Consider the following 25,594-nt stretch of genomic DNA (forward strand, 5'->3'; position numbering starts at 1 on the left):
TTGAAGCATGGTTAAAATTATAAGCCAGGACACAATGCTAGATAAAAAAAGATCCATGACTATAGAAGAGGATGTACCTTTTGAGGTATATGGCAAAACTGATTATGCCAAGAAAAAGCTCGTAAATGGTGAGATGGAAACACTGATGCTTACGAAGCCACTCGGTGAAATGATGACCTTTGGTTCTACTGCGAACCTTAAGGAACTTTTGAGGAAAGTTACTCTGGATGTGGAACTTGGGAGGGAAGAAGTTCAGCTTTTATACAGCCCTATATACGATACAATTTCAGATCCTAATTTACCTCAGACACTGGATGCCAAATGGGCACTATACGGGAATTGTGTATTTTTGGAGCATATTGAGGGAGAAGAAGTCAAATTTGGCTCACTGAGTGCTGAACATGGTCCTGTGGCAAGAATACAGACATATGCAACAGGTTTTGAATATACCAAGGAAATGGTGGACTTTAATCAGACATTTAACATTGAAATACTTAATAAATCTATGGGACAGGCATACAATGCATTGTTAAATCATATGCACTTATATCCTATAATTGGAGCTACCTATAAGACGGCAAATAAAACAGCATTTCAGGGCAAAACAGATGATCCTGTATGGCTTGGAATATGGAGAACATTGAATCAGGCTATAAAGGATACAGTCATTGCAAAAAGACCAGGGACAATACTCCTTGCAAGTTCAGCTGACCAAACAGACATAGAAATGGCAATAAGGGGAGGACACCAGCTTGAAGGATCTATTTATCCGTCAATAGCAGGTATATCAACAATAATTTATTATGATGGATGGAACGTCAATGTTGGAAAGAAGAGTTATGAATACAAGGGTGTTACTCCGGGTACAGCATATTTGATAAGACCACAGAGAGGATTCAAGGAACTTGTCAAGAAGGACCTGACAACTGAAACCGGGAACCCTGATTTGACCAGACTTGTGGAAGCACAGATTGTTGGATATTGTTACAGAGGTGTGTTTGCTGCTATAGATGAAAATGTGCAGCAGATAGCTTTGAAATAGCATTTACATGTAATGTGTGGGTGCTATTTTTATGGAGGTGATATTGTGACATCAACTGAAAGCTTAAGAACAAAATTAAGAATGTTACTTAATGATAGAGACAGAGACAGCCAGACGTTTACTGATAATGAGCTGGATTCTTTAATATCTGATGCTGACTGCATATATTGTGCTGCAAGTGAAGGTTGGATGCTGAAAGCTACTATGCAGGAAAACAATATTGATACTCCCAATCAATATCAAGTTGGACAGGAGAGATATCAATATTCCACTATTAATGATGTAGCTAGTCTCTGCTATCAAAATGCAGAGAAGTACAAAAATATGTGCACTGGAAGGTCAAGCTTTATGATTGGCTCTGATACGGAGATAAGCCTATGATTACAGCAGAAAGAAGAAAAAAGGATATTAAATGGAGTATAGATCAAAATCCTATAGAGATATCTTTTACTAAAACTGTTAAAAAGGTTGTAGATGGTCATTTTGCTGAAACAACCGAGCCAGTAACTCTTGTAGTCAGGATATTTCCACAGAAAACCTATGACAGCAGCATTAATATATCTACCGGCACTATAGGAACTTCATATCAAAATACAGCCTATGGAATGTTAGCTGATAGCGAAGCAGATTTAAGCATTGACAGCAAAAGTTCCATAGAATTTGATTGCCCTTATGGCCATATGAAGGTGAAAAATGTTTACCCACAGATAATAAATGGTGAAATATGTGGTTATGACTGTGGGCTTGAGAAGGTGATGTAATGAGTTTTAGTGATAATGCACTTGATTTTATAAATAGAAAGCATGCGAGGACATATGCACTAGCTGATAACTGGGCAAGAAACTTAGAAAATGAAGCCAAAGCCAATGCACCATGGAAGGACAGGACAGGCCATGCAATACAGGGACTTCATGGTGATGCCAAGATGGGTGAAAGTGAGATTACTATAACTTTGAGCCATGGAGTTGAGTATGGCGGAGTGCTTGAGGAAGGTTCAAAACCACATATAATAAGACCCAAAAATAAGAAAGCTCTATACTGGAAGGGTGCAGATCACCCGGTTAAACTTGTACATCATCCAGGTACCAAGAAATATGCAACTGTAGGTCCTACCATGGAGAAGAACAAATACAAAATCAGGGATGATGTAATTAGATTATGGGAGGATTGATTGTATGCGTGAGGGAATAAGAAAAAGATTAATTGACAGCATTCCGGAACTTAAAGATTGTTATGAACCTACAGTGCCAGATAAGTCCACTCCCAAACCATATGCAGTGATATTGCAAGGCTCTGACGATAAGCAAAACAATCCTACATCCTACAGCAGAGGTATTCAGATATGGCTTTATGATAAGAGGTTGACATTTAATACACTGGATTCCCTGATGGAAAAAGTTATATCAGCACTTGATTTGCAGACCATAACCGAAGATACAGGCGAAAGTTATACCTGTGTATTTGATGGAACTATAGGTAGTGATGTTACAGATGAGGAATGGGATGCCATAGCAAGAGGCTTGAAATTTAACGTTATTGCCTTACATGAAGATGATGAATCTCCTGTAGATCCGTGGATTGAAGCAGTATCAAGTTATATAAACGGTCTTATAAGCATTCCTGTGTACCCGGATTACTGGAGAAAGAATTTTGCGGTACCTTCTGTGCTTTGCAGAATTTTAAAAGTTCAACCGGCTCCGGCAACGTTTGGCGCAAATAAAATATTGAAGACCATACGGTGCCATTTTATAAGCAAGAGCAAAGGCGAAGCCAATAATTTTATTTCTACCATAGAAAATCAGTTAATTCAGGATACAAAAATACCTTTGGATATAGTTGATAGAAAATATCTGACTATAAATAGCATAAGAGAAGATAGGGAAGCAGATCCACTTACAGTGGGTCAGCTTAGTGTGGATTTTTTTAGATTGGAAAGTATTAAGAGAAATAATGCCCCTGCTATGGAAAAGATATATAGTAGGAGAACGATAAAGGAGTGATAAATTATGGCTGACATAGGGAATCCGGAGATTAAGAAGAATGATGCAACTAAGGACACATCAACTTCGACTGCGAAAAATACGGATGTTAAAGTTGATGCTACAACGGCATCAAGCAGTACAAAACCAAGTACGCCGATAGCACCGACGCCTGTGGCCAAAATGACCGTACCTCAGGAAGAAAAATATCCTATAGGGGATTTAATTGAAAACAGCAAGGCACTTACTGGCTATGGAAAAGAAGTAGCTGTTGGTGCTTTATTTAATTGCAAGGAAAAGGAACTGACTAAGGATAATTTTAAGAAACTTATTAAAGATTTTTTAAGAAAGAAGGTTGAATAATGGCTACAGGAACATGGAGTGAAACACAAAAACCAAGTATTCCAGGAATGTACAACAGGTTTAAATGGGCAGCAGAAAATACACTAGCACAAGGTACAAATGGAATTGTTGCTATGCCTGTTAAGGCAGATTGGGGACCAGTAAAGCAGGTTACATCTGTTACAAACCTAACAGAACTTAAAAATAAGTTTGGTTCTAATATGGATCTTACTGCATACAGACTTGGAAGGCTGGTACTTTTAGGGCAGCCAAAAGAATTACTGTTATACAGGCTTGTAGATAGCAATTCAAAAGTTGCAAGTATAACACTAAAAGATACAGCTACAACCCCAGCAGATGTTGTAAAACTTGAGACAATATATCCTACAACTAGGACTTTTAATATTTCAGTAAAACCTAATATAGTAGATGAATCCATATTTGATATAACCTTATACGAAGGCGCTGAACAGCTTTATGTATTTAAGGTATCTGGAAGTATAGATGATATTGTAAATGCAATAAACAATAATGAAGAAAATGAATGGCTCAAGGCTTCTAAGGTAGCGGATGGTACAGGACTTGCAAGTATAGTAAGTCAGCCATTTACAGGCGGAGATAATGGTATAACCAATATAACCAACCAGGAATATATGGATGCCATGTCTACTTTTGAAGGTTATAAAATAGACGGTTTTACCATAGATGGTGTAAGTGATGCGGCATTACAAGCAGCAGTACAGGCATGGGTGGATAAAAATAAAACCAGTGGTGCGAATATATTATGCTTTATGGGAGCTGCAAAAGATACTGATATAGATATTGTAAATACCCAGTCAAAAGCATTCAATGATGAGGCAATAACCAATGTAGGCGTAAGTGGTATTTATGAAGGCATTGAATATTCTCCCGCAGAGGTAGCCTGCTATATTACTGGGCTTGCTGTAGGAAAAGGAATAAAGGATAGTATTGTAAATCAGACTACTATATTTGAAGATGTAAGTCCTAAATTGACGAGAACACAGGTTGAAGCAGCACTTGCAGCAGGTACACTGGTACTTGTAAATGAACAGCAGAGCGTAATAGTTGTTGATGATGTGAACACCCTTAAAAAGTTCAAGGAAGGGCAGAGTGAAGCTTTGGGGTATATAAGGGCTGTTAAGTTCTTGTATACGGTAGATGCTGATACAACTGCAAAGAGAGGCGATTTTATAGGGCAAGTTAGCAATGATGATATAGGGCAAAAAGTTGTTATATCTGCGTTAAAAAAGTATTTTGAGACGTTGCAGAGTTCCGGTGTAATAAAAGATGATTTTACTGTTGAAATAGATAAAGACCTGCAGGCGAATGCAAAAGATGATGAGTTTTATTGGAAATGGTCTGCTAACTATGTAAATGTAATTAAGAAGATATTTGGTACAGGATATGTACAATAGGAGGGGTTAATATATGTATAATGTTTTAGAACCAGGACGAGTTATACATGGCCGTTTTGGGCGTGTGCTTGTAGAAGGAACTGAGCAAACTAATCTTCAGGAATGTACTGCGGATGTAGAAGCTGACATGAAGGAGCTTAACTTACTGGGGTCAGATTGGACGCAATATAAAGCTGGAACACTCAAAGGTTCTGGCAGTATGAAGGGATTTAAAGTAACAAGCGACATGATAAAAAGAGGGTTCACACGGTTTGAAATAATAACAAAGCTTGATGATCCTGAAGCCTATGGGTATGAATCTATAAGGTTAAAAAATTGTATGGCAACAAAACTTAATCTTATAAATCTAAAAGCCAATGATTTGGTGGATGAAGAAACTCCATTCAATTTCGTTGGATATGAGCTTTTAGATGCTATAGAAAAAGATTAATATAAATTTCCCTCTTTAACAAATTATGCTATAATTTTAGTGGTATTTTGTTAATAAGGGGATGGTTACATGGCAAAATTAAATAAAGATAAAGTTGTACCAGCATTGATCTTGATAGCGGTTATTGTAATTGCGAGTAGTATATTTAATATACTTGATGAAAGACAAGATTCAGATGCCTTGAAAACTGCAAATGTTCAAAAAGTACAGAAACCTAAAGTTGAACAGATAAATCTTTCTGTAGCAAATGATACAAAAGATGTGAATTTATCAGAAAGTGTTGCAGGACTTAATGCTCAAGCACAGAACATAAAAAAAATTCAAGTACAACTGATTGGTGTTGAATTTGGAGAGTACGACAGTGATATAGGTAATGGATTAAAAACGGAAACACCAGATCAAGCTGGAGCTAGAGGTGGGAGTACAGGAGCGATTAAATCTGTAGATGATGATGCTAAAAAGAAAGATGCAGTTTTAGCATTGTATTTTAAAGGAAAATTATTGTCAGGAACAGGTCCAAGAGATTCTATAAAAGGAGATTTCCCTATAACTGTGAAAGACAATAAAAATGATGAAGCAACTGTATTATATAATTCATTGAAAGATTCTTATGTTAGTGCGAAAAATGATACTTATGGCATTATGTTGTTCGCTGTTTATTCAGATAGCTCAAAGTTCTATGTCAACATTAATAATAAAAATTATATTATTAATACGTCACAACTGAGTTACATTAAAAAATAATTTAAGAATATTTATTGAAAACACTTGTTTTTATGGCGGGTGTTTTTCTTATATAAATAATAAAGAGGAGAGATTAATAATGAATAAAACAATTAATAAAAATTCAAGTATTGAACTAGATAGTATGAGTGAGGACCAGATAATAGAAAAGCTTTTAAATACTCAAAAGGTGCCTACCAAAACTGTATTTATTGAGAGACTTGGAATACCTGTAAAATTGAAAGCACTGACAGCTAAACAAGTGTCTCAGCTTAGGGATGAATGTACCTATACTGAAAAAATAAGAGGAAATGAGATACGAAAATTTGACAATGATAAATTTAATATTGGATTGATGGTAAAGGCAACTGTTTCACCTGACTGGGGTAATAGCAAACTATTATCGGCTATGCATGTAAGCAGTGCGGATGAAGTATTGCAGAGGAAATTACTTGCTGGTGAATTGGCTGTTTTCGGTGATGAAGTTCTGGATCTTAGCGGATACAATGATGATTTTAAGGATGTGGAAAAAATAAAAAACTCATTAAATCCAGATACAAACTCAGACTAATGAATTTCCTCTGGATAAGACATAATTTGAGGTTCAGGGAATTCTACGATATGTCTTACGAGGAGCAACTACTGTATCTGGCCAGTGCTGAACTTGAAAAGGAAGCTGAAAAGGAAATAATGAAAAAAATGAGGATAGGAAGGAGGTAGTACAATTGATACCTACAAACTATTAACAAAATATGCTATAATTTTATTAACATTTTGTTAATGGGGGGATTCTTAAGATGGAGACTAAGGAGGAAATTAAAAGTAAAAAAGGCATTGTATCATTGATCTTAGGGATAATAGGGCTTATAGCCTGGTTGTTACCTATAATTGGCGCACCGGTAACTATTGTTGGATTAATTCTAGGCATAAAAGGGCGCAGTACTAATCGTAAAAAATTAGCTACAGCAGGAATTGTTTTGTGTATTATCGGGTTATTTGCTACTGTTGTGAATGGAGCTATAGGAGCATATAAAGGATCTACTGGTACATTGTTTAATTCAAATATAAGCAATAGTGCATCAAATAATACTCCAGTAAATACAAACGAATCAAGTCAAAGCGTTGGCAAAGTTACGTTTTGCGAAAATATAGATAAGGATCTTAATCCTACTAATACTAAAGAGACTTTTAACGTGAATAGTCAATTTTACGCTCGATTTGACAATAAGGCTCCGTTTAAAGCTTCAAAGTTAAAATTATCTATCTATACAATGGATGGCAATTCTCAAAGTACATTTTATACTGAAGAGCAGGACATTGATCAGGACAATACTATTTTAGCCATACCATTAAATATTGATACAGCAGGAAGATATAAGATTGCTATAACACGTTCATCTGATGACCAAAAGCTTGGAGAAGGTGAAGTCACAGTACAATAACCTAAAAAGAATCACTTAGGTGGTTCTTTTTTAGTGAAAAATACACCCGATTTTAAGAGCGAGTGTATGTATTAGCTGTCTCTATTTTTAGATATTTTAAATAGTTCAAATTCAACTAAGCTTTTTAATTTTTCACCTAAGTTTTTAAATTCATCATCAGACAAGTTTAATTTTGTAAAGTCTTTGTTTGTGTAATAGCAGATAGTAGCAATTGCTTCATAAAATGCACCTGGATGTAAGATTGTAGATTTTGCAAAAAAGCCTCCTGGTATTTGGACATAGTCTTCATCTTTTTTAGTGTTCATATATGGATAGAACTGATTAATAAAATCTTTATCATCATCTAATAGTGCCAATGTTAAATCTTCTTTTGAGATTTTTTCATTTGAAAAAAATTTTTTTAAAAATTGAGCTTGATAATTATTTGCATCTTTATTGTTATATATAACTGTTGTAAAAGTATCTAAGGCAATCCATTTAGCAATTTGTTCATCTGTATAACCAATAGATTTAGCTATTTTTTGGATTTCGTCATAACTTGCATCGTTGGTATTTTTAAGTAATGAGTTTAGTCTATTTATAGAAATGTTTGTATCTTTAGATATTTGTTCTAAACTAGTACCATTTGATATAAGATGTTTTAAAACTTTTTTAGTAATAGTGTCTCTTTCTCCAGCTAAGTCATTAATAGTAACATTAAGTGCTTTAGCCATTTTATTTAATGTCTCTATGCTAGGTTTTCTATTATTATTTTCATATCTAGTTATAGTGACAGGAGTAACCCCAATTTTTTCGGCTAACTGTTTTTGTGTTAAATTTTTGGATTCTCTTATTTTTTTTATTTTTGTACCAATATCCATTTTACAAGTCACCTCACAATATTAGTATTTATTGTATATGTTTTATATACAATATAATATTTATTATATATGTTTTATATCCAAAATGGAATATATTTATGTATTCTTTAAAAAAAAGTACCAATACAGTATTGACAATATACCACTATGGATATACAATATAAGCATAAAATACCAATATGGTATGAGAATAGAATAGGAGGAAGAAATATGGAAGTTAAGATAGCTAGGATAAGAAAAGGGCTTACGCAAAAACAGTTAAGAGAAAAAGTAAATATTTCTCCAAACAAATTAGTTCAAATTGAACATGGTAATTATTCTAGTGTTACTTTTGAGCAAATGAAAAAAATTGCAAAGGCACTCGGGACAGATGCAGTAAAATTATTTTTCAATAATGATAGTCGTAAAGAAAATTAAAAACCCGTCTGTTACTGCAAATAACAAACGGGTTGCCGAATAGGCTTTATAATACAATCACTATAAGTATTATAGCTTATTCCGGTAATAAAATCAAAGGAGAGTTATAATATGAATAATTTGGTAAGGTTTTTTCAGAATGATATGTTCAATTTGGCTGTGAAGTTGGAAAATGGGGAATGGGTATTTGATACTGAAAGAGTTGCTAAGTGCTTAGGTATAACTACCGTTGCCAAAAGTGGCAACGCATGTGTTAGATGGTCAAGGGTAAATGAATATTTAAAGCCTTCTACCAAAAGTGGTGGAAATGATAATTCGCCACTTGTGGCGAAAGGAGATTTCATTCCAGAACCTGCGGTGTACAAGTTAGCATTTAAAGCCAGTAATGAAGTAGCAGAGAAATTCCAAGACTGGTTGGCTACTGACGTTTTACCACAATTAAGGCAAACGGGTAAATATGAAACTGGCAATGTAGTAGATTTTGATAAAAAATTGGATAGGCTAAAGCTGGAAAAAGAAGGTTTAAAACTTGCAGTGAACATATTAAAGCCAAGTAAAGTATCAACTATAAAAATGCTTAAAGCTTTCAATGAATCTCAGGGGCTATCTGTTGATTATTTACCTGGATATGTAGATGAGGAAGCTGGAAAATCTGCTACAGAGTTGCTGAAAAAATTTAATTTGCCGTATACAGCACGGAAATTCAACAAAATTATGATGGACAAGGGGTTCTTAGAAGAGAGAACTAGGAAATCAACTAATAAACAAGGGTATAAAAGATATAAGGTATTAACTGAAAAAGGATTGAGATATGGTAAGAATGTTATTTCTTCACGAGGAACAGAAAATGAAACACAGCCGTTATATTATGAAAGCACCTTTATGGAATTGGCAAATTCTTTAAGCCTTCTCCAGGAGGTGATGTAACATGGAAAAGTGGACTAACATTAATGAAAAGCAGATTTTAACAAAAGAATTTAGTGGTAAAAGAGTAGTGACATTTAAAGACGTAGATTTAGTTCATGAAAGAGTAAATGGTACAGCAAGTAGAAATTTCAGATCTAATAAGGAACATTTTATTGAAAATGAAGACTTTTATATTATAAATATAACTAACGACGAAATTCGTCGCCAGTTCGGTGTAAAGAAAAATGCCGGAAGACAACTTATTCTATTGACAGAAACAGGGTACTTAATGTTAGTAAAATCTTTTACTGATGATTTAGCATGGAAGGTTCAAAGAGAACTAGTTAATGTTTATTTCAATGTTCATCATCTAAAAGTAGAACAATCAAAGCTTCAGGAGCCATATAAACTGACTAAGAAGTTTTATAATGGCAATCCAGTTATGGTACTGAAGGACTTAGAATTCCTTATAGGAACTTCGGTGCATACTATCAGCTACATGATTAGAAACACTAAGCATTTTACTGTTGGTGTGGATTACTTTCTTTTAGAAGGTAGAGAACTTAAAAAGTTTAAGAAAGACAATGAGCTTTCTCCATGGATAGGTTCCTTAATTGTTATTCCCAAACAGGGAGTTGATAAATTGTTGAATTTGCTATTGCTTAAACCTGAAGGGGAATTAAGAGAAACATTTGAAAGATATTTTGAGTTAGAGAACCAAGCGCCACAAGGTAAGAATAAAGCACCAGTTCTGGAACAGCTTCAGGCTTGCAAGTTTATTGCTGATGATATGAAGGTTGGGGAGGCAGTAAAAATGTCTATATATAGAATGATTTGTGAGAAGAATGGAATTGACATTGCTGTTATAAATAGGCTAAAAGCAGAATATAGTAAAAAGCTTGATAAAGAACTCCTGGAAATTGCTATAAAATACGGAGAATTGCTTCTTGAGAATTTTACAACCGAAGGAATAATAGCTTTAAAAGAAGAAACTATTGCAGAGGAACCGATTATATCTGGGTCAAGAGCTGCTAAAAAATATATAGATAATTTCTTTGGTATTGTACTTGAAATTTCAAAAAAATATGAAGAAGCAGCTATGTAAATTTAAAATGTGTATGAGCACTTACTTTTATAGTAGGTGCTTTTGTTGAAAAGGGGGTGAAAACTTGGCTGAAAAAGAAATATATCACTTGGACATTGTAATTGGTATAACAGGTGATGAGGATACTAAAAAGAAACTTAGTGCCATGGATAAGTATGTGGCTCAGGTAGAAAAAAGAGCTAGGATATTGGATAAAATCAATGCCACTCCTGCAGTAAAAATCAATGACAAAGCAACCAAACAGATGGAAAAAGTCAATTCAACAGTAAATAAACTCAATAAAGCTGCTGCAGCTCCTACAGTGAAAATAAATGACAAGGCTAGTGAGCAGTTAGAGAAAATAAATGGAAGCATTAATAAGTTGAAAAATGGCAAGATTATTTCTATTGTTGATGTATATGATAGGGCAAGTAAGCCATTAAATAGTATAGAAAATGCCATGAGAGATTTAAATGAAACTACAGCTATTCCTGAAGTAGGAATGGATGATAAGGCAACAAAAAGTGCTACAAGGATAAAAAATATTTTAGATAAGTTGAACAATGCTGGAATTTTTGTAAAAACGAATATGATAGATAAAGTGTCTGGACCATCTAGGAATATACTGTCGGAACTTGGTAAGATAAAGGGCACTGCATGGACGGCTACTGTTGCTATTAAAGATAAGGTATCTGGTGGTTTAAACATAATAAGAGGCAGTATAAATAAAACAATATCTGCAGCAACGTCACTTCAAGGTGTACTTTTAGGAGTTGGTGGTACATGGGCAGGAATTGTGAAACCAATGCAGATAGCAGGAGATTTTGAACAAACACAAATTGCATTTAATACATTGTTGCATAGTACGCAAAAAGCTAATTCGTTTTTAGCACAGGCACAGGATATGGCGAATGCTACTCCTTTTGAATTCCCAGAACTGGCTAATACTTCGAAGAAATTGCTTGCCTTCGGTTGGAATGTCAAAAGAGTTTTGCCGGATTTGACTACTATTGGTGATACTGCCGCAGGTTTGGGACTTGGAGCTGAAGGTATAAATCAGATCTCGTTAGCTCTTGGACAGATCAAAGCAAAAGGAAGAGCCCAAGGTGACGAGCTTCTCCAATTGACTGAGGCTGGCATACCTGCGACCAAGATACTTCAAGAGCAGTTAGGGCTAACTTCCGAACAGGTTGCAAAGATTGGTGATGCTGGAATTGATGCAGACAAAGCCATAAATGCACTTCTGACTGGAATGAACAAAAGATTTGGCGGAATGATGAAAGATCAATCCAAGACGGCATTAGGTCTTATGTCTACTCTTAAAGATACTTTTGACAACAAGCTTGTAAATAGATGGGGTCAAGGACTTTGGACTGGCGTTAAGCCAGGATTAATGAAAGTAACGGGCTGGCTTGACAAGAACGATAAAAAAGTAAATCAGCTTGGTGATTTGTTCGAGAAAGCAGGACATAATGTAAGCTCATTCATTGGTGGGGCTCTTGAGAAAAGTCAGCAAAGATTGGATAGGCTTATGGACAGTAGCCAATGGAAAAATGCAGACCTTGGAGGTAAGATAACATTAACATGGGATAAAATTGTTGCAGAGCCTTTTAGTGCATGGTGGAATGGTCCAGGTAAACCTAAAATAAATAAAGTTGCAGAAGGTATGGGATCGGCAATTGGAGGTACTTTAGGTAGCGGAATTACATCGTTATTGGATGCACTTGGTGGTAAGCAGGACAAAGTTGGAGCGTCTGGAACCTCAGCTGGTACAGCATTCACAAATGCATTTATTGCAGCATTTGACACAGGTAAAATAGTAGATAAACTATTTGGTGCTTTTAAGAATGCTAATATTAATGCTGTAAAAAATCATGATGCTTCAAGCATTACTAAAGCTGGTATTATGGATTATATAGTATTCAGTGTTTTAGGAGGAAAAACTTTATTAAAAGGTGGAGGAAAACTATTTAATTGGTTAAAAACAGGAAGTACAGCTGGTAAAACTGCAAGTGCGGCAGGTGCAGGAGCAAAAGCAGCAGAGAATGTTTCTGGAATAGGGAAGATAGCTAATGGATTAAAAAAGATTGGGTCTATTACAAATCTAAAAATATTCAAAGCGTTGCCTATACTAGGTCCAATTGCTACCGTTGCTACGTCTGCATATGCTGTTAATTCCTCATCTAATAAAGCAAGAGCAACCTCCGGTGAATTTGGAGGAATAGCTTCAGGATTAGCAGCAGCTAAGCTGGGAGGAATGGCAGGATCAATATTTGGACCAGTAGGTACTGGAATTGGTGCTTTGGTAGCAGGCATAGCAGGTACTTGGGCTGGACACAAGGGAGCAACAGCGCTATATGACAAATACAATGCTAATTCAGCATCTAACAAGATACCGAATGGATTTAGTAAGAGCTTTAATAGCTTGACTCAAACTAATATGAAAAATATAAATACATCAAAGGCATTAGATAAGTCCCAGGCAGGAGTTACGGTACAGAGTAATGCGTATAGGGGCACTCTAAGCAATTTGTTAAGTACTACAGGGCTTACAGCTGATTCCCAGGGAAGATTGAGAGATGCAAGCGGCCAATATCAAGGAACATTGGGTGATTTACTTACAAGCACAGGCCTTGTCATGGATTCTCAAGGTAATTTGTTGGATGCCAATTCTTTGGTGCAGGATTCACAGGTAAACTTGGCTCTTTCCATGGATAATCTATCCCAGACGGTAAGCAATCTGGATGGAAATATGGGAGGGGTTGGAACACAGCAAAGTGATGGAATATGGGGCAAAGTTAAAAACTTCTTTGGATTTGGTAGTAAGACACAATCTTCAAATACCAATTTTACTGTGCAACAGCAGAATAATAGCTCAGGAGGATATAATCTTTTATCTGGATTAACAAATAAAAAAGCAAATGGAGGAATTACCTCAGGTCCTGAACTTAGCTGGATTGGTGAAGATGGACGAGAGGCTATAATTCCTCTTGAAAATAAACGAAGAGGCAGAGGATTGAGCCTCTGGCAGCAAGCAGGAAGAATGCTTGGTGTTAGGATGTTTGCAAATGGTGGCATTGTTGGAAATGGTTCAACTAGCTCTGCCAAGGTTGCAACAGCTACGGCAAATGTATCAACCTCCGTATCTTTAGGCAACAACGCTTTAAATCAGTTTAAACAATACGGTACTAAAATAAACACTAATTTAAGTACCGGTATAGAGCAAACAAAGCAGATACCAAATACATCTATTAACAAAGTTACTACAACCTCAAAATCTCTTTTAAATGCATTTTCTAATACTGGACATGTTTATGGTGTTGCTGTAAATAAAGATATAGCTTCGGGAATACAATCTAGCATGGGTAATGTTACAGGAATGGTTAAGACTCTTACTGATAAAGTAATAAATCAGTTTAAAACTGGATTTGGAATACATTCTCCAAGTAGAGTATTCTACAAGCTGGCACAATTCATCCCACAGGGTTTTATAAATGGATTGACTTCCAAGGACATGGGAGGATTTATAAAGCACTGGATAGGTGATATCTCATCCATGGCCGGTGGTGCCATGAGTGGAAATGTATCAGGGTGGCTTACTGCTGCACTTGGTATAACTGGAACTCCAATGAACTGGTTATCCGGACTTTTAAGACTGGTTAAAGCTGAATCCGGAGGGAATCCACTGGCTGTAAATCCGCAGGCAGTTAATGGAGAACATGCCACTGGATTGTTACAGACATTGGGCTCTACATTCAGGCAGTATGCTGTAAAAGGCTTGGACAACATCTTAAATCCTATAGCAAATGCAGCTGCAGCCATAAACTATATAAAATCCACTTATGGGAGTGTGTATAATACACCACTGTTCAAGGGCGGAAGCTATGTAGGTTATGCAACTGGCACAGACAACGCAAAACCTGGCCTTGCAAGAATAAATGAAAAAGGCTGGGAGTTTATAGACTTTACTGGTGGAGAAAAAGTACTCAATCATAATAAATCCGTAAGCTTAATGGATAGAGCTACAAGCTCTATAAATAGAATAAAAAGTGCAATAACTGGATTTAAAAGTACTAAAGAACCAGATACTCCTGAAGCAAAGCCAAATCCAACTTACTATACATCACAGCCCCAATTAGCTACAGCAGGTGTAAGTTATGGAGATATAAACGTAGATGTACAGAATAACTTTGGAGACAACTCCGATGTAGATGATATAGTTAAAAAAGCTACTGTGGAGTTTGCGAGGCAGTTAAAAGCAGAACTGCTGAATCATAAAAAATAAGGGGTGATGATGATGGAGAATAAGAATTTAGATAAAAAGGAAACTGCTTCTGGAGTACCAGCTCAAAAACAGTTTCAGTTTACTGAACATGAAGTATTTTGTGTAGCAAGCCATTTTCAAAGATATATGGATATAGTTGAAAATAAGCTTGAAGATTACAACCCGTGTGATACATGTAAATTTGTTAAAGACTGTTTCAAAAATAATAATCCTATTTATCCTGATGTAATGAATAAGTTAGTCGATATAACGGGTTTGGATTACCTAATTTGGGCGCGCACTAAATAGTCCTTGGAAATTTGTCTTTTAGAGGGCATTTATTGCGGCATGTACATTTTGGGGAGTAAATACATGATAGAGGTCCAACGTACACATATTGGGAGCCATTCTCACCAAGAGTGGCCACTTCTCTGTATTTGGCAGTTATAGTATTTTCATCATCAAGATAAGGAAAATACCCAGTTACTTCTTCAGTTATATATTCCATAATTTATCACTTATGAGGAGGTGATAATTCTACAAGATGCAAATTGATACCTTCCAATGATAACGAAATTCTGTATAATAGATATAATATAGGATTAAGGGAGGGGTTCATTTAAGGAGTTAACTGATAAATAAAATATTTCTTGACACGCATAAACAACACGCTTAAAATTATATCAGGAGGAAGATCATGAATGTTAAAGAATTGATTAAGGAGTTAGAAAAAGCTGGATGGTACTATTCTTATCAACGTGGGTCACATATGTATTTTAAACATAAGGATAAGCCAAACAAAGTACCAGTTCCAAACCATAAAGGTGATATTCCTAAAGGTACTCTAAATGCAATACTTAAACAGGCAGGACTTAAATAGTTTTCCTGATAAAATATATTAAGATTGAGGAGTGTTATTATGCAAGACAAATATACTTTCCCAGCTGTATTTGAGAGGGAAGGAAGTCAATATTGTGTTTATTTCCCTGACTTGGATTGTTCTACGTTCGGTGACAATATAGATGATGCAATGTATATGGCGAAAGATATGCTTGAAGGTTATTTATGGGGATTGGAAGATGATGGGAAAGAAATACCTGCTGCTGCTAATCCTGAAGATGTAAAGATTAAAGAGGGGCAGTTTGTTGTTCCTATTACAGCGTATATGGTTGATGTTAGAAATGAAATGATGAATAAATCCGTTAATAAAAATGTGACTTTACCAAGATGGCTGAATAAAATAGCTGAAGAAAAGAAAATCAATTTCTCACAGGTATTACAGACAGCCATTAAAGAAAGGCTTAATATTAAAAATTGATTCCAAGCATCCTAAAAAGGGTGCTTTTATTATACCCAAAAAGAAGGTGATACAATGAATTCCACAGCATTAATGGAGGCTGTTGAACTACTGAATAAATTTACAAGCAAGATTATTCCAAGTTATGATGTCTACCTTACAAATACAGTTGATAATGATATTTTTCATTTTCCTGTTAATCCATTTAACTATTCTGCGGATCATGACAAGAAATACAACACTGTCGAGATAGTAGATGTTGGAGAAGTTGATGTAGTTGACAAAGGAACTAAAATACAGAAAATATCTTTTGATACTATGTTTCCTAGAGGGTATGATTCTTACTGTAGATATCAGGATATTCCAGATCCTAAAGATGTTATGGAAAAGCTGAAAAAATGGCAAGAGCAGGCTCAGCCATTAAGGCTTATTATTGACGGTGTCGGTTTGAATGAACTTGTTATAATCGACACCATGCCTGAAAAAGAGGAACCTGGAGAAATAGGGGACAAATATATTACCATGAACTTCAGGACCTATAAGGAAGTGAAAGTTGAACTATATAAGCCTTCCTCCAGTTCTACATCTTTACAGAACAACAGAACAGCAGCAGCCACTACCAAGGGTACTTATGTTGTGAGATCCGGGGATAATCTTTGGAACATAGCAAAAAAGTATTACGGAAATGGAGCAAAGTGGCCGACCATATATTCCAAGAATAAGTCTGTTGTAGGTTCCAATCCAAATCTAATTTACCCAGGACAAAGGCTGGTGATTCCGTGAATATTATATTGAATGAAAAGTACGAACTGAAGAATGTAAATGAGGGAATAACTCTACAGGAAAGCCTTGACAGCATTGCCTACAGTGCCACCATAGTTCTCCTGGATACAGATGAATTAAAAAATTTAAATATAAAGAAAAAGGACAGGTTAAGGATAGTTGACATCCATGCTGAAAAGAATCAACCTACAAATTTATTTGATGGTGTTGTATGGGAGGTAGTGAGAAGCAGGAAGAATAGGACACTTACTATAACCGGCAGGGAGAGAACAGTGTTTATGGAAGAATCCGAAGATGATTTTCTGCTTCCTGCAGGGCAGACAGCAACACAGAGAATAACAAAGTATGCCAGGGACTGGAATATACCTATAGCAAGCCTTGTTGATACTAAAATAAAGCTTGAGAAGGCACAGCAGGGAGGACAAAAGTTGCTTGACCGTATAGATGCAGACCTTAGAGAAACCGCACAAAAAGGCGGTAACCTTTATAAAATAAGGATGCTCGACAAGCTCAACATAATTCAGCTCGGCAGCAATAAAAATATATGGAAGCTTGAGACTGTTGCTGATGATATCGAAACTACAAGCAGCCTTGAGAGTGCAGTTACAAGAGTTAAAGTTCTTGGCCAGGACAAGGATGACGGAAAACCCACTCCTGTTATAGGTATTTATTCCAAGGGCACTGATAAATATGGTACACTGCAGAAAATCCTCCAGGATGAAAAAGTTACAAATGCCACCCAAGCAAAAGCCAAGGCTGCAAATATGTTTAGTGACGGTAAGGAAGTAATCCATATAACCTGCAACAAGGATATAAATACCATAAGATCCGGTGATGCAGTAATGGTGGATGGCGTTATATGGTATGTCATGGACATTACCCACAACATGAATATACCGTATACAATGGACATAAATGCAGGCACGCCATTGTATATAAGGAGGGCGTTTTACAATGAATAGCGAAAATGTAATGGCTGATTTAGCTAGTGTCATGCATGGAAACAGCAGAGAAATTGCCGGAAAAGTAGTGAACAATACCGGATTCAGTATGGCACTTGGTATTATTACAGAAACTGGACTTGTATTGGATAATTTTAAATATGAAATAACCAATTATATGGTGCTCGACTATCTGGCAATGGACAAGGATTATTTTGCAAATACAAATACTGCAGGAGAGAATAGCCATTCACACAGGGTGATAACTCCAAGTGGATTGAAGCCTTTGAATGTAGGCGACAGAGTGCTTGTGGCCACAGTAGGGGCACAGAATATAGTTGTGGGGAGAGTGAAAGCAAATGCCTGATTTATTTCCTGACAATATGAATTATTCTGATGATACAATAGGTACTTCTAATACAAATACTGAATATGCAGGTTCCTACAAATTTGACTTTGACAAGGGTGAGTTTGTAAAGAATCCTGACGGGACAATAAAGAAATGTAATGATATAGAGGCATACAAACAATGGTGTCAACTGGCAATGGCTACTCCCCTTGGGCTTTTAGGATACAGTACTTTGTTTGGACATGAATTAAATACCCTGGCAGGCACTGAATATTCTAATGGGGCCATAGAGCTTGAAGTTAAGAGAATAACCCAAGAAGCTCTAATGGTTCATCCGAGAACTAAAGAGGTTACAGGCTTTAGTTTTACATGGCATAACAGTGGAGAACTTTATTATTCATACACCGTTGTTACAAGTGACGGTATTTCCTTTAGCCTAGACAATACAATGAATGCGAGGTGATTAAATGGAAGATTTACAAATACCTGATTTTCTAAATGAAGATGCAGACACAATACATGAAAGAATGCTTGAAAAGGCTCCCAAAGATATAAATACTATCGAAGGAGATTTTTTCTGGAACAATACAAGACCTGTAGCCGAAGAAATAGCAGCAACAAAACAACTTCAGCTTGCGCAAATACTGAGACTTGCATTTGTAGAGGTCAGCAGTAGGCCATATCTTGATTTGATAGGAGGGCCTCTTGGCATTACAGGAAATGCTGCTACCAGTTCACACGATACTCTAAAAATTGAAGGAGTACCGGGAACTGTGCTTCAAAAGGGCAAAGTGGCAGGAACGCCAAGCAGTGATGATGTAGAAAGTATAGAATTTGAGTTCCAGGAAACAAAGACCATAGATGATACTGGCGTAGTTGATATAGAGGTACAGTGTACGCAGCCGGGTACTATAGGAAATGTTAAGGCTGGCAGTGTAACACTTATGATAACTCCTATTAATGGAATTAAGAGTGTGACCAATGAGAAAAATTTTACAAATGGTACTGATGAGGAAGATGACGACCACTACAGGGAAAGAATACTGGAACAGATGCGTGCACCGGCGACCAGTGGAAACAAAGCACAGTATAAAATATGGGCTAGAAAGGTAACTGGTGTAGGAGATGCCAAAGTAGTTCCCCTCTGGAATGGCAATGGTACAGTAAAAGTTGTAATCATAAATGCCAACAAAAGAGCAGCAGACAGTGAATTGGTTCAAAAAGTTAAGGACTATATAGATCCAGAGCCTGAAGCTCATGGAGAAGGGCAGGCACCAATTGGGGCAACCTTGACAGTCGTATCCGCCACAGAAAAGGCAATAGATGTAACTGCCAAAGTTGTATTGGCAAGTGGTTATACCATACAGCAAGTGCAGGATGCTTTTGTTGTAAATATACAAACCTATTTAAGTGATTTAGCTTTTAACAGCACATATATAAGCTATGCAAAAATTGGTAGTCTGCTATTAAATACAGCAGGAGTTGTGGATTATAATGACTTGACATTAAATACTGGAACCGCAAATGTAGCACTACAAGATGAAGAAATACCTGCTGCAGGTACCATAAGTTTAGGGGTGTGATAAATGGCATATCCGGAAAGTATAGATAAATTCGCACAAAAATTAAATAAACTTGATAATAACACCTATGTAATCGAAGAAGAAGTTGAGGTTATAAACGGTGTATATGAAGGTGAGCTTGAACATGATAATATCAGCTTGCCTTCTATTAATGTATACACAGGAAGTAAACTTACAGGCGACAAGATAGAAAATATTATTGTTTCTACTCCAAGCCTTACACCATGGAAGAATACAATCAAGATATTCTCTGACGTATCTCCTGTTTATATAACCTACCAAACTACTGGAGATACGGTAGAGGCAGAGGACATAAACAAGGTTCAGGACAGTGTTGTAAATACTCAAAATGAAGTTGATAGGTATAAAAATAGTAATGACTTAAGGGTAAGTGATACTGAAAATAGGCTTACAACAGTAGAAAACAGTAAAGCTGATAAAACCTATGTAGATACTGAACTTAACAAAAGATATTTGAAAACTGAAACCTATAACAAGGAAGAAACTGACCAGAGAATACAAAATGTAGTAGGTGCAGCACCAGAAGCTCTTGATACTTTAAAAGAAATTGCAGATTCTTTAGGTGACGATAAGGATTTTGCTGGAACAATGACCAAGAATCTATCTACAAAGGTAGACAAAATAGATGGAAAGCAGCTCTCTACAGAAGACTATACAAGCGAAGAAAAGGGAAAGCTTGCAGGGATAGAAACTGGAGCGAATAAATATATTCATCCTACTACTCACCCAGGAAGTATGATAACTGAGGATAGTGCCCACAGATGGACAACTGATACTGAAAAATCCAGCTGGAATACAGTTTCTAATAAGATTAATAAATCAGGAGATACCATGACAGGACAATTAAAAATAAATGGCAGCGCATCCGACAGACCGTTGGTGATAAGAGGTATTTCTGGTACTGATTTAAACGACACTCCAGATGATTTATATTTGAATTATGATTCAAATAAAGTTGTGCATATTGGAACAAGCATAAATATAGATCCAGTTAATAAAACTATAAATGCAAAATCAAATGATAGCAGTAATCTAAATGGTCATAGTGATTCTTATTTTGCGACAAAGGACGATTTAGAAAATGCAGGTTATGGTGACATGATGAAAAGTACTTATGACAAGGATAATGACGGTATAGTCGATAAAGCTGAGGACAGCAATACTCTTGGAGGAAAAAGCTCATCAGATTTTGCTCCTAGTGGATTTGGACTAGGAGGAGCAGGAAAAAGGCTTGGCAGTGGAATTAATGCAAATACTATAATAAATAACGGTTGGTATGATATTAACAGTTCTACAAATCTACCTTCTGATGTGGGAACAGGATATGTAAAACTTTTGGTAATATGTTCAGCAGACACTAACTATATTACACAAATAGCTTTTTCGATGACAAACCAAACAAGTGCCTCCGCATGGATAAGAGAAAAAAGAGCTGGCAGTTGGAGCAGTTGGTCCAGAGTTTTAACATCTTCAAAACAATGCACATGGAATGATCTCAAAGGGGTGTAATGCATGTATGGAAGTGAAAGATATGGTATAAATGGATACTCTCAAGAGCAACAAGTATCCCCAGGAGAAGTTAAACCATATAAACCAGATTTATTAAAATATATTACGCCGCTTTTAAGGGAAGTTCCTGAATTTAAAGCCTGGAATGATACATGTGGATATGAACTTGGATTGATAAAATTAGACGCTGACGAACTATTAAATCAAATGTTTGTAGATACTGCAACATGGGGGCTTATTTACTGGGAAAATCAATACGGTATTCCAGTAGATTTAAATAAAACATATGAAGATAGGCGAGAAGTCATAAAAGCAAAACTGAGAGGCTCTGGAACAACAACGGTTCAGATGATAAAGAATACCGCAGAGGCTTTTAGTGGCGGTGAATGTAATGTAATCCAGCATCCTGAGAATTATTCTTTTACAGTACAATTTGTAGGAATAAAAGGAATTCCAAAGAATATGGGAGCTTTTAAACAGATGCTGGAGGATATAAAACCAGCACATTTGGCTTATGACTTTAAATACACTTATACAGTTTGGAATTTCTTAAAGGATAAGAATCTTACATGGGATCAGGCCAAGTCACAGACAGTGGATGAAATTAAAGTTTATGATGGATAGGAGGAGTAAAGTATGCAGACAACAGCAAATTATGGGCTTAAAAAGCCGGATGGAACAGATGTAGTTGATATAGCTAATTTTAATGATAATGCGGATATTGTAGACACGCAGTTAAAAAAGATAAATGACAATGCTGGAGCACTCTCGAGTTTAAACACTTCGGCGAAATCTACCCTGGTGGCGGCAATAAACGAGGTTTTTCAATCTGGCACTAACGTAAAGACAAACACGATTAGTGCCGTAAATGGCAAAGGTGCAAGCCTTGGAACTAGTGCTACATGGGATCAAATTATATCTGCCATAAAATCCATAGCAAGAGGACAAGGAAATGCAGTAGAGAGTCAGGTTCTAAGTGGAGTTACTTTTAGTAATGCAGATGGGCAGCTAAGGACTGGAACTTTAGATATAAATAAATATTTGTATATTGGGAGCAATTTTAGTGCTGGTTCTAATACCATTTTTGATGATACTAGAAGTGTTTCCGTTGATCCAAACGTTTCTATAGCCAATTATATTAAGGTAAAAGAATTAAGAATAAAATATCCTGGGATCTATAGAATTAGTTTTAACTTAACTAATAATGGAAATACAGCATATACGTATTTTAATTATGGACAAATATATATAAACGGACAAGCAAAAGGTACTGAACGAAAATATACTGGAAATTCAGGAACTTCGGAAATTTATACAGAAGATTTTATACTAAATAAAGGTGATTTAGTTCAGTTATATTTAAAGACTCCAGGTGTTGTTACCTCAATTAATAATCATTTAAGTTTAGGAGTTAATTCTAATCCTATGTTAGATATAACTTTATAAAGGAGGTCCAATATGAATTACAAATTTCAATATCAAAACGATACTGATAGAACAACTATCTTAAATAACAACAAAGATAAAATACTTATAGAAGAACAAAATATTACAGAAGGAAATTTTTTAATTTTCTCTGATGTCAAACCTGTTGAAAATCAACTTAAAGATTTACAAGATAATCAATTAACTTTAATGAATGCTTTAGCAGATGTATATACACAAATTAGTGATACGAAATAGGAGGGATAGATAATATGGTAGATTTATTCGCATGTTTAATAATTAATGGTAGGAGGACTTTTGATAAAGTTCCTACGAGTTTACAGGATGAAGTTCAAAAGGAATTATTAGATATGGGACTTGGAACAGATGGTAAACCAGCACAAATAACTACAACACAATAGAATAGAGAAAATTAGAAGCTAGAGATAGCTTTTTTATTTTGCTTTAAAACAGGAGGTGCAGAATGGCAAATGTGACGGTTGGTGTTTTATGCTCGCTACTCGGTGCAGTAGTGGGCGTTTTTACTATAATGCGTTTGTATAAACAAGATACTAAGGATGAAGCTGCCAGTAGTACTAGATTGGCAGATAGATTAGATTATATAAGTAATGGTGTGGATGATATAAGAATTGACATTAAGACGCAAGCGCAAAAGATTGACAACATAGTTGAAAGACTTGCAAGAGTTGAAGAGTCGACTAAATCCGCACACCACCGTATAGATGGATTAGAAAGAGAGGAATGATTTATATATGATAAAAGGTGTTGATATAAGCAATTTAAATGGCAATGTAAATATGAATATCCTGAAAAATGCAGGATACCAATTTGTATTTTGTAGGGCTACGGAGGGAACTTCGGGTTCTGGTTCAAGAGATGAAAAATATCGTACTAATATAGCAAACGCCAAGAAAGCAGGGTTACTTACCGGGGCATACCATTTCTCGCATTTTGCAGACAAAGCCAAAGAACTTACTGAAATAGCTAATTTCATGGATTTTATAAAAGGAACAAATCCAGACATAGTTATATTGGATGCAGAAAACAGCTGCACCGGGGATATGACAGACTTGTGTATAGATTTTCTGGACAAAGCTTCTGCAGTGGCACAGCCTTTATTCTATGCAAATCCAAGCTGGATACAGGAACATTTAAATTCTAAAATAACAAAGTTTCCTTTGTGGGTTGCAAACTATGGTGTTTCCAAACCAAGTTTTACGTTGTGGAAATACTTTACGGTGTGGCAGTATGCAGATAAAGGGCAGATATCTGGTATAAGTGGATATGTTGATCTTAACTACATGGATGATAATTTCTTCAAGGTTATAAAAAACAAGACAGTCAATGTAGCCGAAAAAGTTTCAGTTCCTATAAAGAAATATGATACAAGTATTCCACCTGAAAGTGATACGATAGAGCATTTTCTAGGTGATTTCTATATTGAAAAGAGATCTGATGGAGGATTAGGAATACACCTTGATAGAGGAAATTATATTACTCTATTTAAAGGCAAACCACCAGTAGCATATTGGAATGATAACAAAGGTAATGGCGGATCTAAAACACTATAAATTCTCATTTTGTTAAATAAAAAGCAAAATGAGAATTTTACTCTATAAAGCTAGTAAAATAGAGGTTTTAGAAATTCTCAAAAAATGGAGGTAATAAAAAATGGTAAACGTAAATGATATTGTAGCAGTAGGCGGCGTTGTAGTTGGTGTGATTGGAGTAATGTTTGGATTGATGCCATATCTGAAGAAAAAGAATGTTGATACTGATAAAATACTTGAAACCACAGGAGATGTACTTCAAGCAACAGAACCACTTATCCAGGTAGCAAAGACAATACCAAGTCTAAAACCTGCAGCAACACTTGTAGATTGGATTGAACAAAAGGCAGTGGCCGGGGTTAAAGCAGCTGAACAACTCTATCACGCCGGAAGTTTACAGACAAATGAAGAAAAATTTAAATCAGCTCAGGAAACAGTTTATGCAGCACTGAAAGAAATCAATGTAACTCCAACAGACAATCAGAAAAAGCTTATTGATGATTTCATTCAGGAAGCAGTGAATGATCTTGGACATGCTACGCCTACAGAAGCAGAAAAGAACGCACAAATTCAAAAGGCACAGCAGGATCTGGTTACTGTAAATGCGGAAAACGCACAACTGAAACAAAAGATTGCTAGTATACAGAGTACTGTAGACACGGCTATAACCTCAGCAACAGTTGAAAAATAGATAAACAAAACAAAGCACTGTAGTTCCTACTACAGTTGCACAGAAATAATTATTGCCCCGGGAGACCGGGGCTTTATTTTTTTACAACAATTGCAATCATTTTCAAAAAGATATATAATAATTAAAAATAATACATTAATTTGCCTTCAACCTAATTTTAATAGCGCTATCCAATCTAAGTAGAACTCTGGGGTTTATCCGGGGTTCTACTTTTTTAGGATTGTATGAATATATCTACACAAAAATGTAAACAATATAAGTATAAATGATTATTCCTAAATAAATTTTAGCAAAAGATTTACAACAAACATAACCTTTCTAAATTATAATTTTCTAAAAATAAAGTTCTAGTTAATCCTAGGGCTTTATTTTTTGTAACATTTTATAATTCCATTGTATATTATATAGTGTAAGCAAGCCGTTGATTTATATAAAATAATCCACTGTGTTAATGGCAAGAGTAGTCACTTAATTAAAAATAAAGTTCTGATATTATGTC

The 25,594-nt window shown here is 35.7% G+C and carries 34 protein-coding genes; 32 read left to right on the forward strand and 2 right to left on the reverse strand.

What is annotated here, in order from left to right; all coding sequences use genetic code 11:
• Positions 1–7 precede the first annotated feature (7 nt).
• From AC4CVH_RS09490 to AC4CVH_RS09545, 12 genes are all read left to right on the forward strand, one after another.
• Entirely contained in the window at positions 8–1,042 is a 1,035-nt protein-coding gene (locus AC4CVH_RS09490) for a hypothetical protein (protein ID WP_490787514.1), read from the forward strand.
• A 45-nt stretch (positions 1,043–1,087) separates the two neighbouring features.
• On the forward strand, positions 1,088–1,423 hold the full coding sequence (locus AC4CVH_RS09495) for a hypothetical protein (RefSeq protein ID WP_490787515.1): 336 nt from the start codon (positions 1,088–1,090) through the stop codon (positions 1,421–1,423).
• Positions 1,420–1,803: a hypothetical protein gene (locus tag AC4CVH_RS09500; protein WP_490787516.1), complete on the forward strand. Its 384-nt coding sequence runs from the start codon at positions 1,420–1,422 to the stop codon at positions 1,801–1,803. The genes AC4CVH_RS09495 and AC4CVH_RS09500 overlap by 4 nt, the downstream gene beginning before the upstream one ends.
• Positions 1,803–2,213 (forward strand): hypothetical protein, encoded by a 411-nt coding sequence (locus tag AC4CVH_RS09505; RefSeq protein ID WP_490787517.1) that lies wholly within the window; start codon positions 1,803–1,805, stop codon positions 2,211–2,213. The genes AC4CVH_RS09500 and AC4CVH_RS09505 overlap by 1 nt, the downstream gene beginning before the upstream one ends.
• 4 nt (positions 2,214–2,217) lie before the next feature.
• Complete coding sequence (locus AC4CVH_RS09510) at positions 2,218–3,042, forward strand: hypothetical protein (RefSeq protein ID WP_490787518.1); 825 nt, start codon at positions 2,218–2,220, stop codon at positions 3,040–3,042.
• Between the two features lie 6 nt (positions 3,043–3,048).
• Positions 3,049–3,384: a YqzN/YkzM domain-containing protein gene (locus tag AC4CVH_RS09515; RefSeq protein WP_490787519.1), complete on the forward strand. Its 336-nt coding sequence runs from the start codon at positions 3,049–3,051 to the stop codon at positions 3,382–3,384.
• Positions 3,384–4,799: a phage tail sheath family protein gene (locus AC4CVH_RS09520; protein ID WP_490787520.1), complete on the forward strand. Its 1,416-nt coding sequence runs from the start codon at positions 3,384–3,386 to the stop codon at positions 4,797–4,799. The genes AC4CVH_RS09515 and AC4CVH_RS09520 overlap by 1 nt, the downstream gene beginning before the upstream one ends.
• A 13-nt stretch (positions 4,800–4,812) precedes the next feature.
• Positions 4,813–5,229, forward strand: a complete 417-nt coding sequence (locus AC4CVH_RS09525) for a phage tail tube protein (protein WP_490787521.1) — start codon at positions 4,813–4,815, stop codon at positions 5,227–5,229.
• A 69-nt stretch (positions 5,230–5,298) separates the two neighbouring features.
• Positions 5,299–5,973 carry a hypothetical protein gene (locus tag AC4CVH_RS09530; protein WP_490787522.1) on the forward strand — a complete coding sequence of 225 codons (675 nt, stop codon included), beginning with the start codon at positions 5,299–5,301 and terminating at the stop codon, positions 5,971–5,973.
• Between the two features lie 79 nt (positions 5,974–6,052).
• Positions 6,053–6,523, forward strand: coding sequence for a phage tail assembly chaperone (locus AC4CVH_RS09535; protein WP_490787523.1), 471 nt, complete (start codon positions 6,053–6,055; stop codon positions 6,521–6,523).
• Positions 6,524–6,549: 26 nt separating this feature from the next.
• Entirely contained in the window at positions 6,550–6,672 is a 123-nt protein-coding gene (locus AC4CVH_RS09540; RefSeq protein WP_490787524.1) for a hypothetical protein, read from the forward strand.
• Positions 6,673–6,749: 77 nt separating this feature from the next.
• Entirely contained in the window at positions 6,750–7,394 is a 645-nt protein-coding gene (locus tag AC4CVH_RS09545) for a DUF4190 domain-containing protein (RefSeq protein WP_490787525.1), read from the forward strand.
• A 71-nt stretch (positions 7,395–7,465) separates the two neighbouring features.
• Here the strand turns inward: AC4CVH_RS09545 and AC4CVH_RS09550 are convergent, their stop codons facing one another.
• The gene (locus tag AC4CVH_RS09550; RefSeq protein WP_490787526.1) at positions 7,466–8,254 is read right to left on the reverse strand and encodes a helix-turn-helix domain-containing protein; all 789 of its coding nucleotides are present in this window, start codon (positions 8,252–8,254) and stop codon (positions 7,466–7,468) included.
• Positions 8,255–8,464: 210 nt separating this feature from the next.
• Here AC4CVH_RS09550 and AC4CVH_RS09555 point away from each other — a divergent pair, with 210 nt between their 5' ends.
• The 5 genes from AC4CVH_RS09555 to AC4CVH_RS09575 all read left to right on the forward strand — a co-directional run bounded on the left by AC4CVH_RS09555 (position 8,465) and on the right by AC4CVH_RS09575 (position 15,234).
• Positions 8,465–8,671 carry a helix-turn-helix domain-containing protein gene (locus AC4CVH_RS09555; protein WP_291717908.1) on the forward strand — a complete coding sequence of 69 codons (207 nt, stop codon included), beginning with the start codon at positions 8,465–8,467 and terminating at the stop codon, positions 8,669–8,671.
• A gap of 111 nt (positions 8,672–8,782) precedes the next feature.
• Positions 8,783–9,598: a BRO family protein gene (locus AC4CVH_RS09560; protein ID WP_490787527.1), complete on the forward strand. Its 816-nt coding sequence runs from the start codon at positions 8,783–8,785 to the stop codon at positions 9,596–9,598.
• Between the two features lies 1 nt (position 9,599).
• The gene (locus AC4CVH_RS09565) at positions 9,600–10,682 is read left to right on the forward strand and encodes an ORF6N domain-containing protein (protein ID WP_490787528.1); all 1,083 of its coding nucleotides are present in this window, start codon (positions 9,600–9,602) and stop codon (positions 10,680–10,682) included.
• A gap of 64 nt (positions 10,683–10,746) precedes the next feature.
• Positions 10,747–14,946 carry a tape measure protein gene (locus tag AC4CVH_RS09570; protein ID WP_490787529.1) on the forward strand — a complete coding sequence of 1,400 codons (4,200 nt, stop codon included), beginning with the start codon at positions 10,747–10,749 and terminating at the stop codon, positions 14,944–14,946.
• Positions 14,947–14,958: 12 nt separating this feature from the next.
• Positions 14,959–15,234, forward strand: coding sequence for a hypothetical protein (locus AC4CVH_RS09575; RefSeq protein WP_490787530.1), 276 nt, complete (start codon positions 14,959–14,961; stop codon positions 15,232–15,234).
• Here the strand turns inward: AC4CVH_RS09575 and AC4CVH_RS09580 are convergent.
• Positions 15,227–15,433, reverse strand: coding sequence for a hypothetical protein (locus AC4CVH_RS09580; RefSeq protein ID WP_490787531.1), 207 nt, complete (start codon positions 15,431–15,433; stop codon positions 15,227–15,229). The genes AC4CVH_RS09575 and AC4CVH_RS09580 overlap by 8 nt on opposite strands.
• Before the next feature lie 189 nt (positions 15,434–15,622).
• On the opposite strand from AC4CVH_RS09580, the gene AC4CVH_RS09585 reads away from it, so the two are divergent.
• The 15 genes from AC4CVH_RS09585 to AC4CVH_RS09655 all read left to right on the forward strand — a co-directional run bounded on the left by AC4CVH_RS09585 (position 15,623) and on the right by AC4CVH_RS09655 (position 25,095).
• The gene (locus tag AC4CVH_RS09585) at positions 15,623–15,805 is read left to right on the forward strand and encodes a type II toxin-antitoxin system HicA family toxin (protein WP_490787532.1); all 183 of its coding nucleotides are present in this window, start codon (positions 15,623–15,625) and stop codon (positions 15,803–15,805) included.
• A 39-nt stretch (positions 15,806–15,844) separates the two neighbouring features.
• On the forward strand, positions 15,845–16,243 hold the full coding sequence (locus AC4CVH_RS09590) for a type II toxin-antitoxin system HicB family antitoxin (RefSeq protein WP_490787533.1): 399 nt from the start codon (positions 15,845–15,847) through the stop codon (positions 16,241–16,243).
• Between the two features lie 54 nt (positions 16,244–16,297).
• Complete coding sequence (locus AC4CVH_RS09595; RefSeq protein WP_490787534.1) at positions 16,298–17,005, forward strand: LysM peptidoglycan-binding domain-containing protein; 708 nt, start codon at positions 16,298–16,300, stop codon at positions 17,003–17,005.
• Positions 17,002–17,967 (forward strand): XkdQ/YqbQ family protein, encoded by a 966-nt coding sequence (locus AC4CVH_RS09600; protein WP_490787535.1) that lies wholly within the window; start codon positions 17,002–17,004, stop codon positions 17,965–17,967. The genes AC4CVH_RS09595 and AC4CVH_RS09600 overlap by 4 nt, the downstream gene beginning before the upstream one ends.
• The gene (locus AC4CVH_RS09605; protein ID WP_490787536.1) at positions 17,960–18,313 is read left to right on the forward strand and encodes a hypothetical protein; all 354 of its coding nucleotides are present in this window, start codon (positions 17,960–17,962) and stop codon (positions 18,311–18,313) included. The genes AC4CVH_RS09600 and AC4CVH_RS09605 overlap by 8 nt, the downstream gene beginning before the upstream one ends.
• A complete protein-coding gene (locus tag AC4CVH_RS09610) occupies positions 18,306–18,758 on the forward strand; it encodes a DUF2634 domain-containing protein (RefSeq protein WP_490787537.1) in 453 nt (150 codons plus the stop codon). The genes AC4CVH_RS09605 and AC4CVH_RS09610 overlap by 8 nt, the downstream gene beginning before the upstream one ends.
• 4 nt (positions 18,759–18,762) lie before the next feature.
• A complete protein-coding gene (locus AC4CVH_RS09615) occupies positions 18,763–19,878 on the forward strand; it encodes a baseplate J/gp47 family protein (RefSeq protein WP_490787538.1) in 1,116 nt (371 codons plus the stop codon).
• 3 nt (positions 19,879–19,881) lie between these two features.
• Positions 19,882–21,408, forward strand: a complete 1,527-nt coding sequence (locus tag AC4CVH_RS09620; RefSeq protein WP_490787539.1) for a pyocin knob domain-containing protein — start codon at positions 19,882–19,884, stop codon at positions 21,406–21,408.
• A 3-nt stretch (positions 21,409–21,411) separates the two neighbouring features.
• Complete coding sequence (locus AC4CVH_RS09625; protein WP_490787540.1) at positions 21,412–22,032, forward strand: YmfQ family protein; 621 nt, start codon at positions 21,412–21,414, stop codon at positions 22,030–22,032.
• Positions 22,033–22,044: 12 nt separating this feature from the next.
• Complete coding sequence (locus tag AC4CVH_RS09630) at positions 22,045–22,854, forward strand: hypothetical protein (protein ID WP_490787541.1); 810 nt, start codon at positions 22,045–22,047, stop codon at positions 22,852–22,854.
• A gap of 12 nt (positions 22,855–22,866) precedes the next feature.
• Entirely contained in the window at positions 22,867–23,091 is a 225-nt protein-coding gene (locus tag AC4CVH_RS09635) for a hypothetical protein (protein WP_490787542.1), read from the forward strand.
• Between the two features lie 14 nt (positions 23,092–23,105).
• Positions 23,106–23,255 carry a CD1375 family protein gene (locus AC4CVH_RS09640; RefSeq protein WP_490787543.1) on the forward strand — a complete coding sequence of 50 codons (150 nt, stop codon included), beginning with the start codon at positions 23,106–23,108 and terminating at the stop codon, positions 23,253–23,255.
• Positions 23,256–23,317: 62 nt separating this feature from the next.
• Positions 23,318–23,599, forward strand: coding sequence for a hypothetical protein (locus AC4CVH_RS09645; RefSeq protein ID WP_490787544.1), 282 nt, complete (start codon positions 23,318–23,320; stop codon positions 23,597–23,599).
• A 7-nt stretch (positions 23,600–23,606) separates the two neighbouring features.
• Positions 23,607–24,425 carry a glycoside hydrolase family 25 protein gene (locus AC4CVH_RS09650; RefSeq protein ID WP_490787545.1) on the forward strand — a complete coding sequence of 273 codons (819 nt, stop codon included), beginning with the start codon at positions 23,607–23,609 and terminating at the stop codon, positions 24,423–24,425.
• A gap of 100 nt (positions 24,426–24,525) precedes the next feature.
• Entirely contained in the window at positions 24,526–25,095 is a 570-nt protein-coding gene (locus AC4CVH_RS09655; RefSeq protein WP_490787546.1) for a hypothetical protein, read from the forward strand.
• Positions 25,096–25,594: the final 499 nt, after the last annotated feature.

The sequence above is a fragment of the Clostridium pabulibutyricum genome, assembly GCF_058242705.1.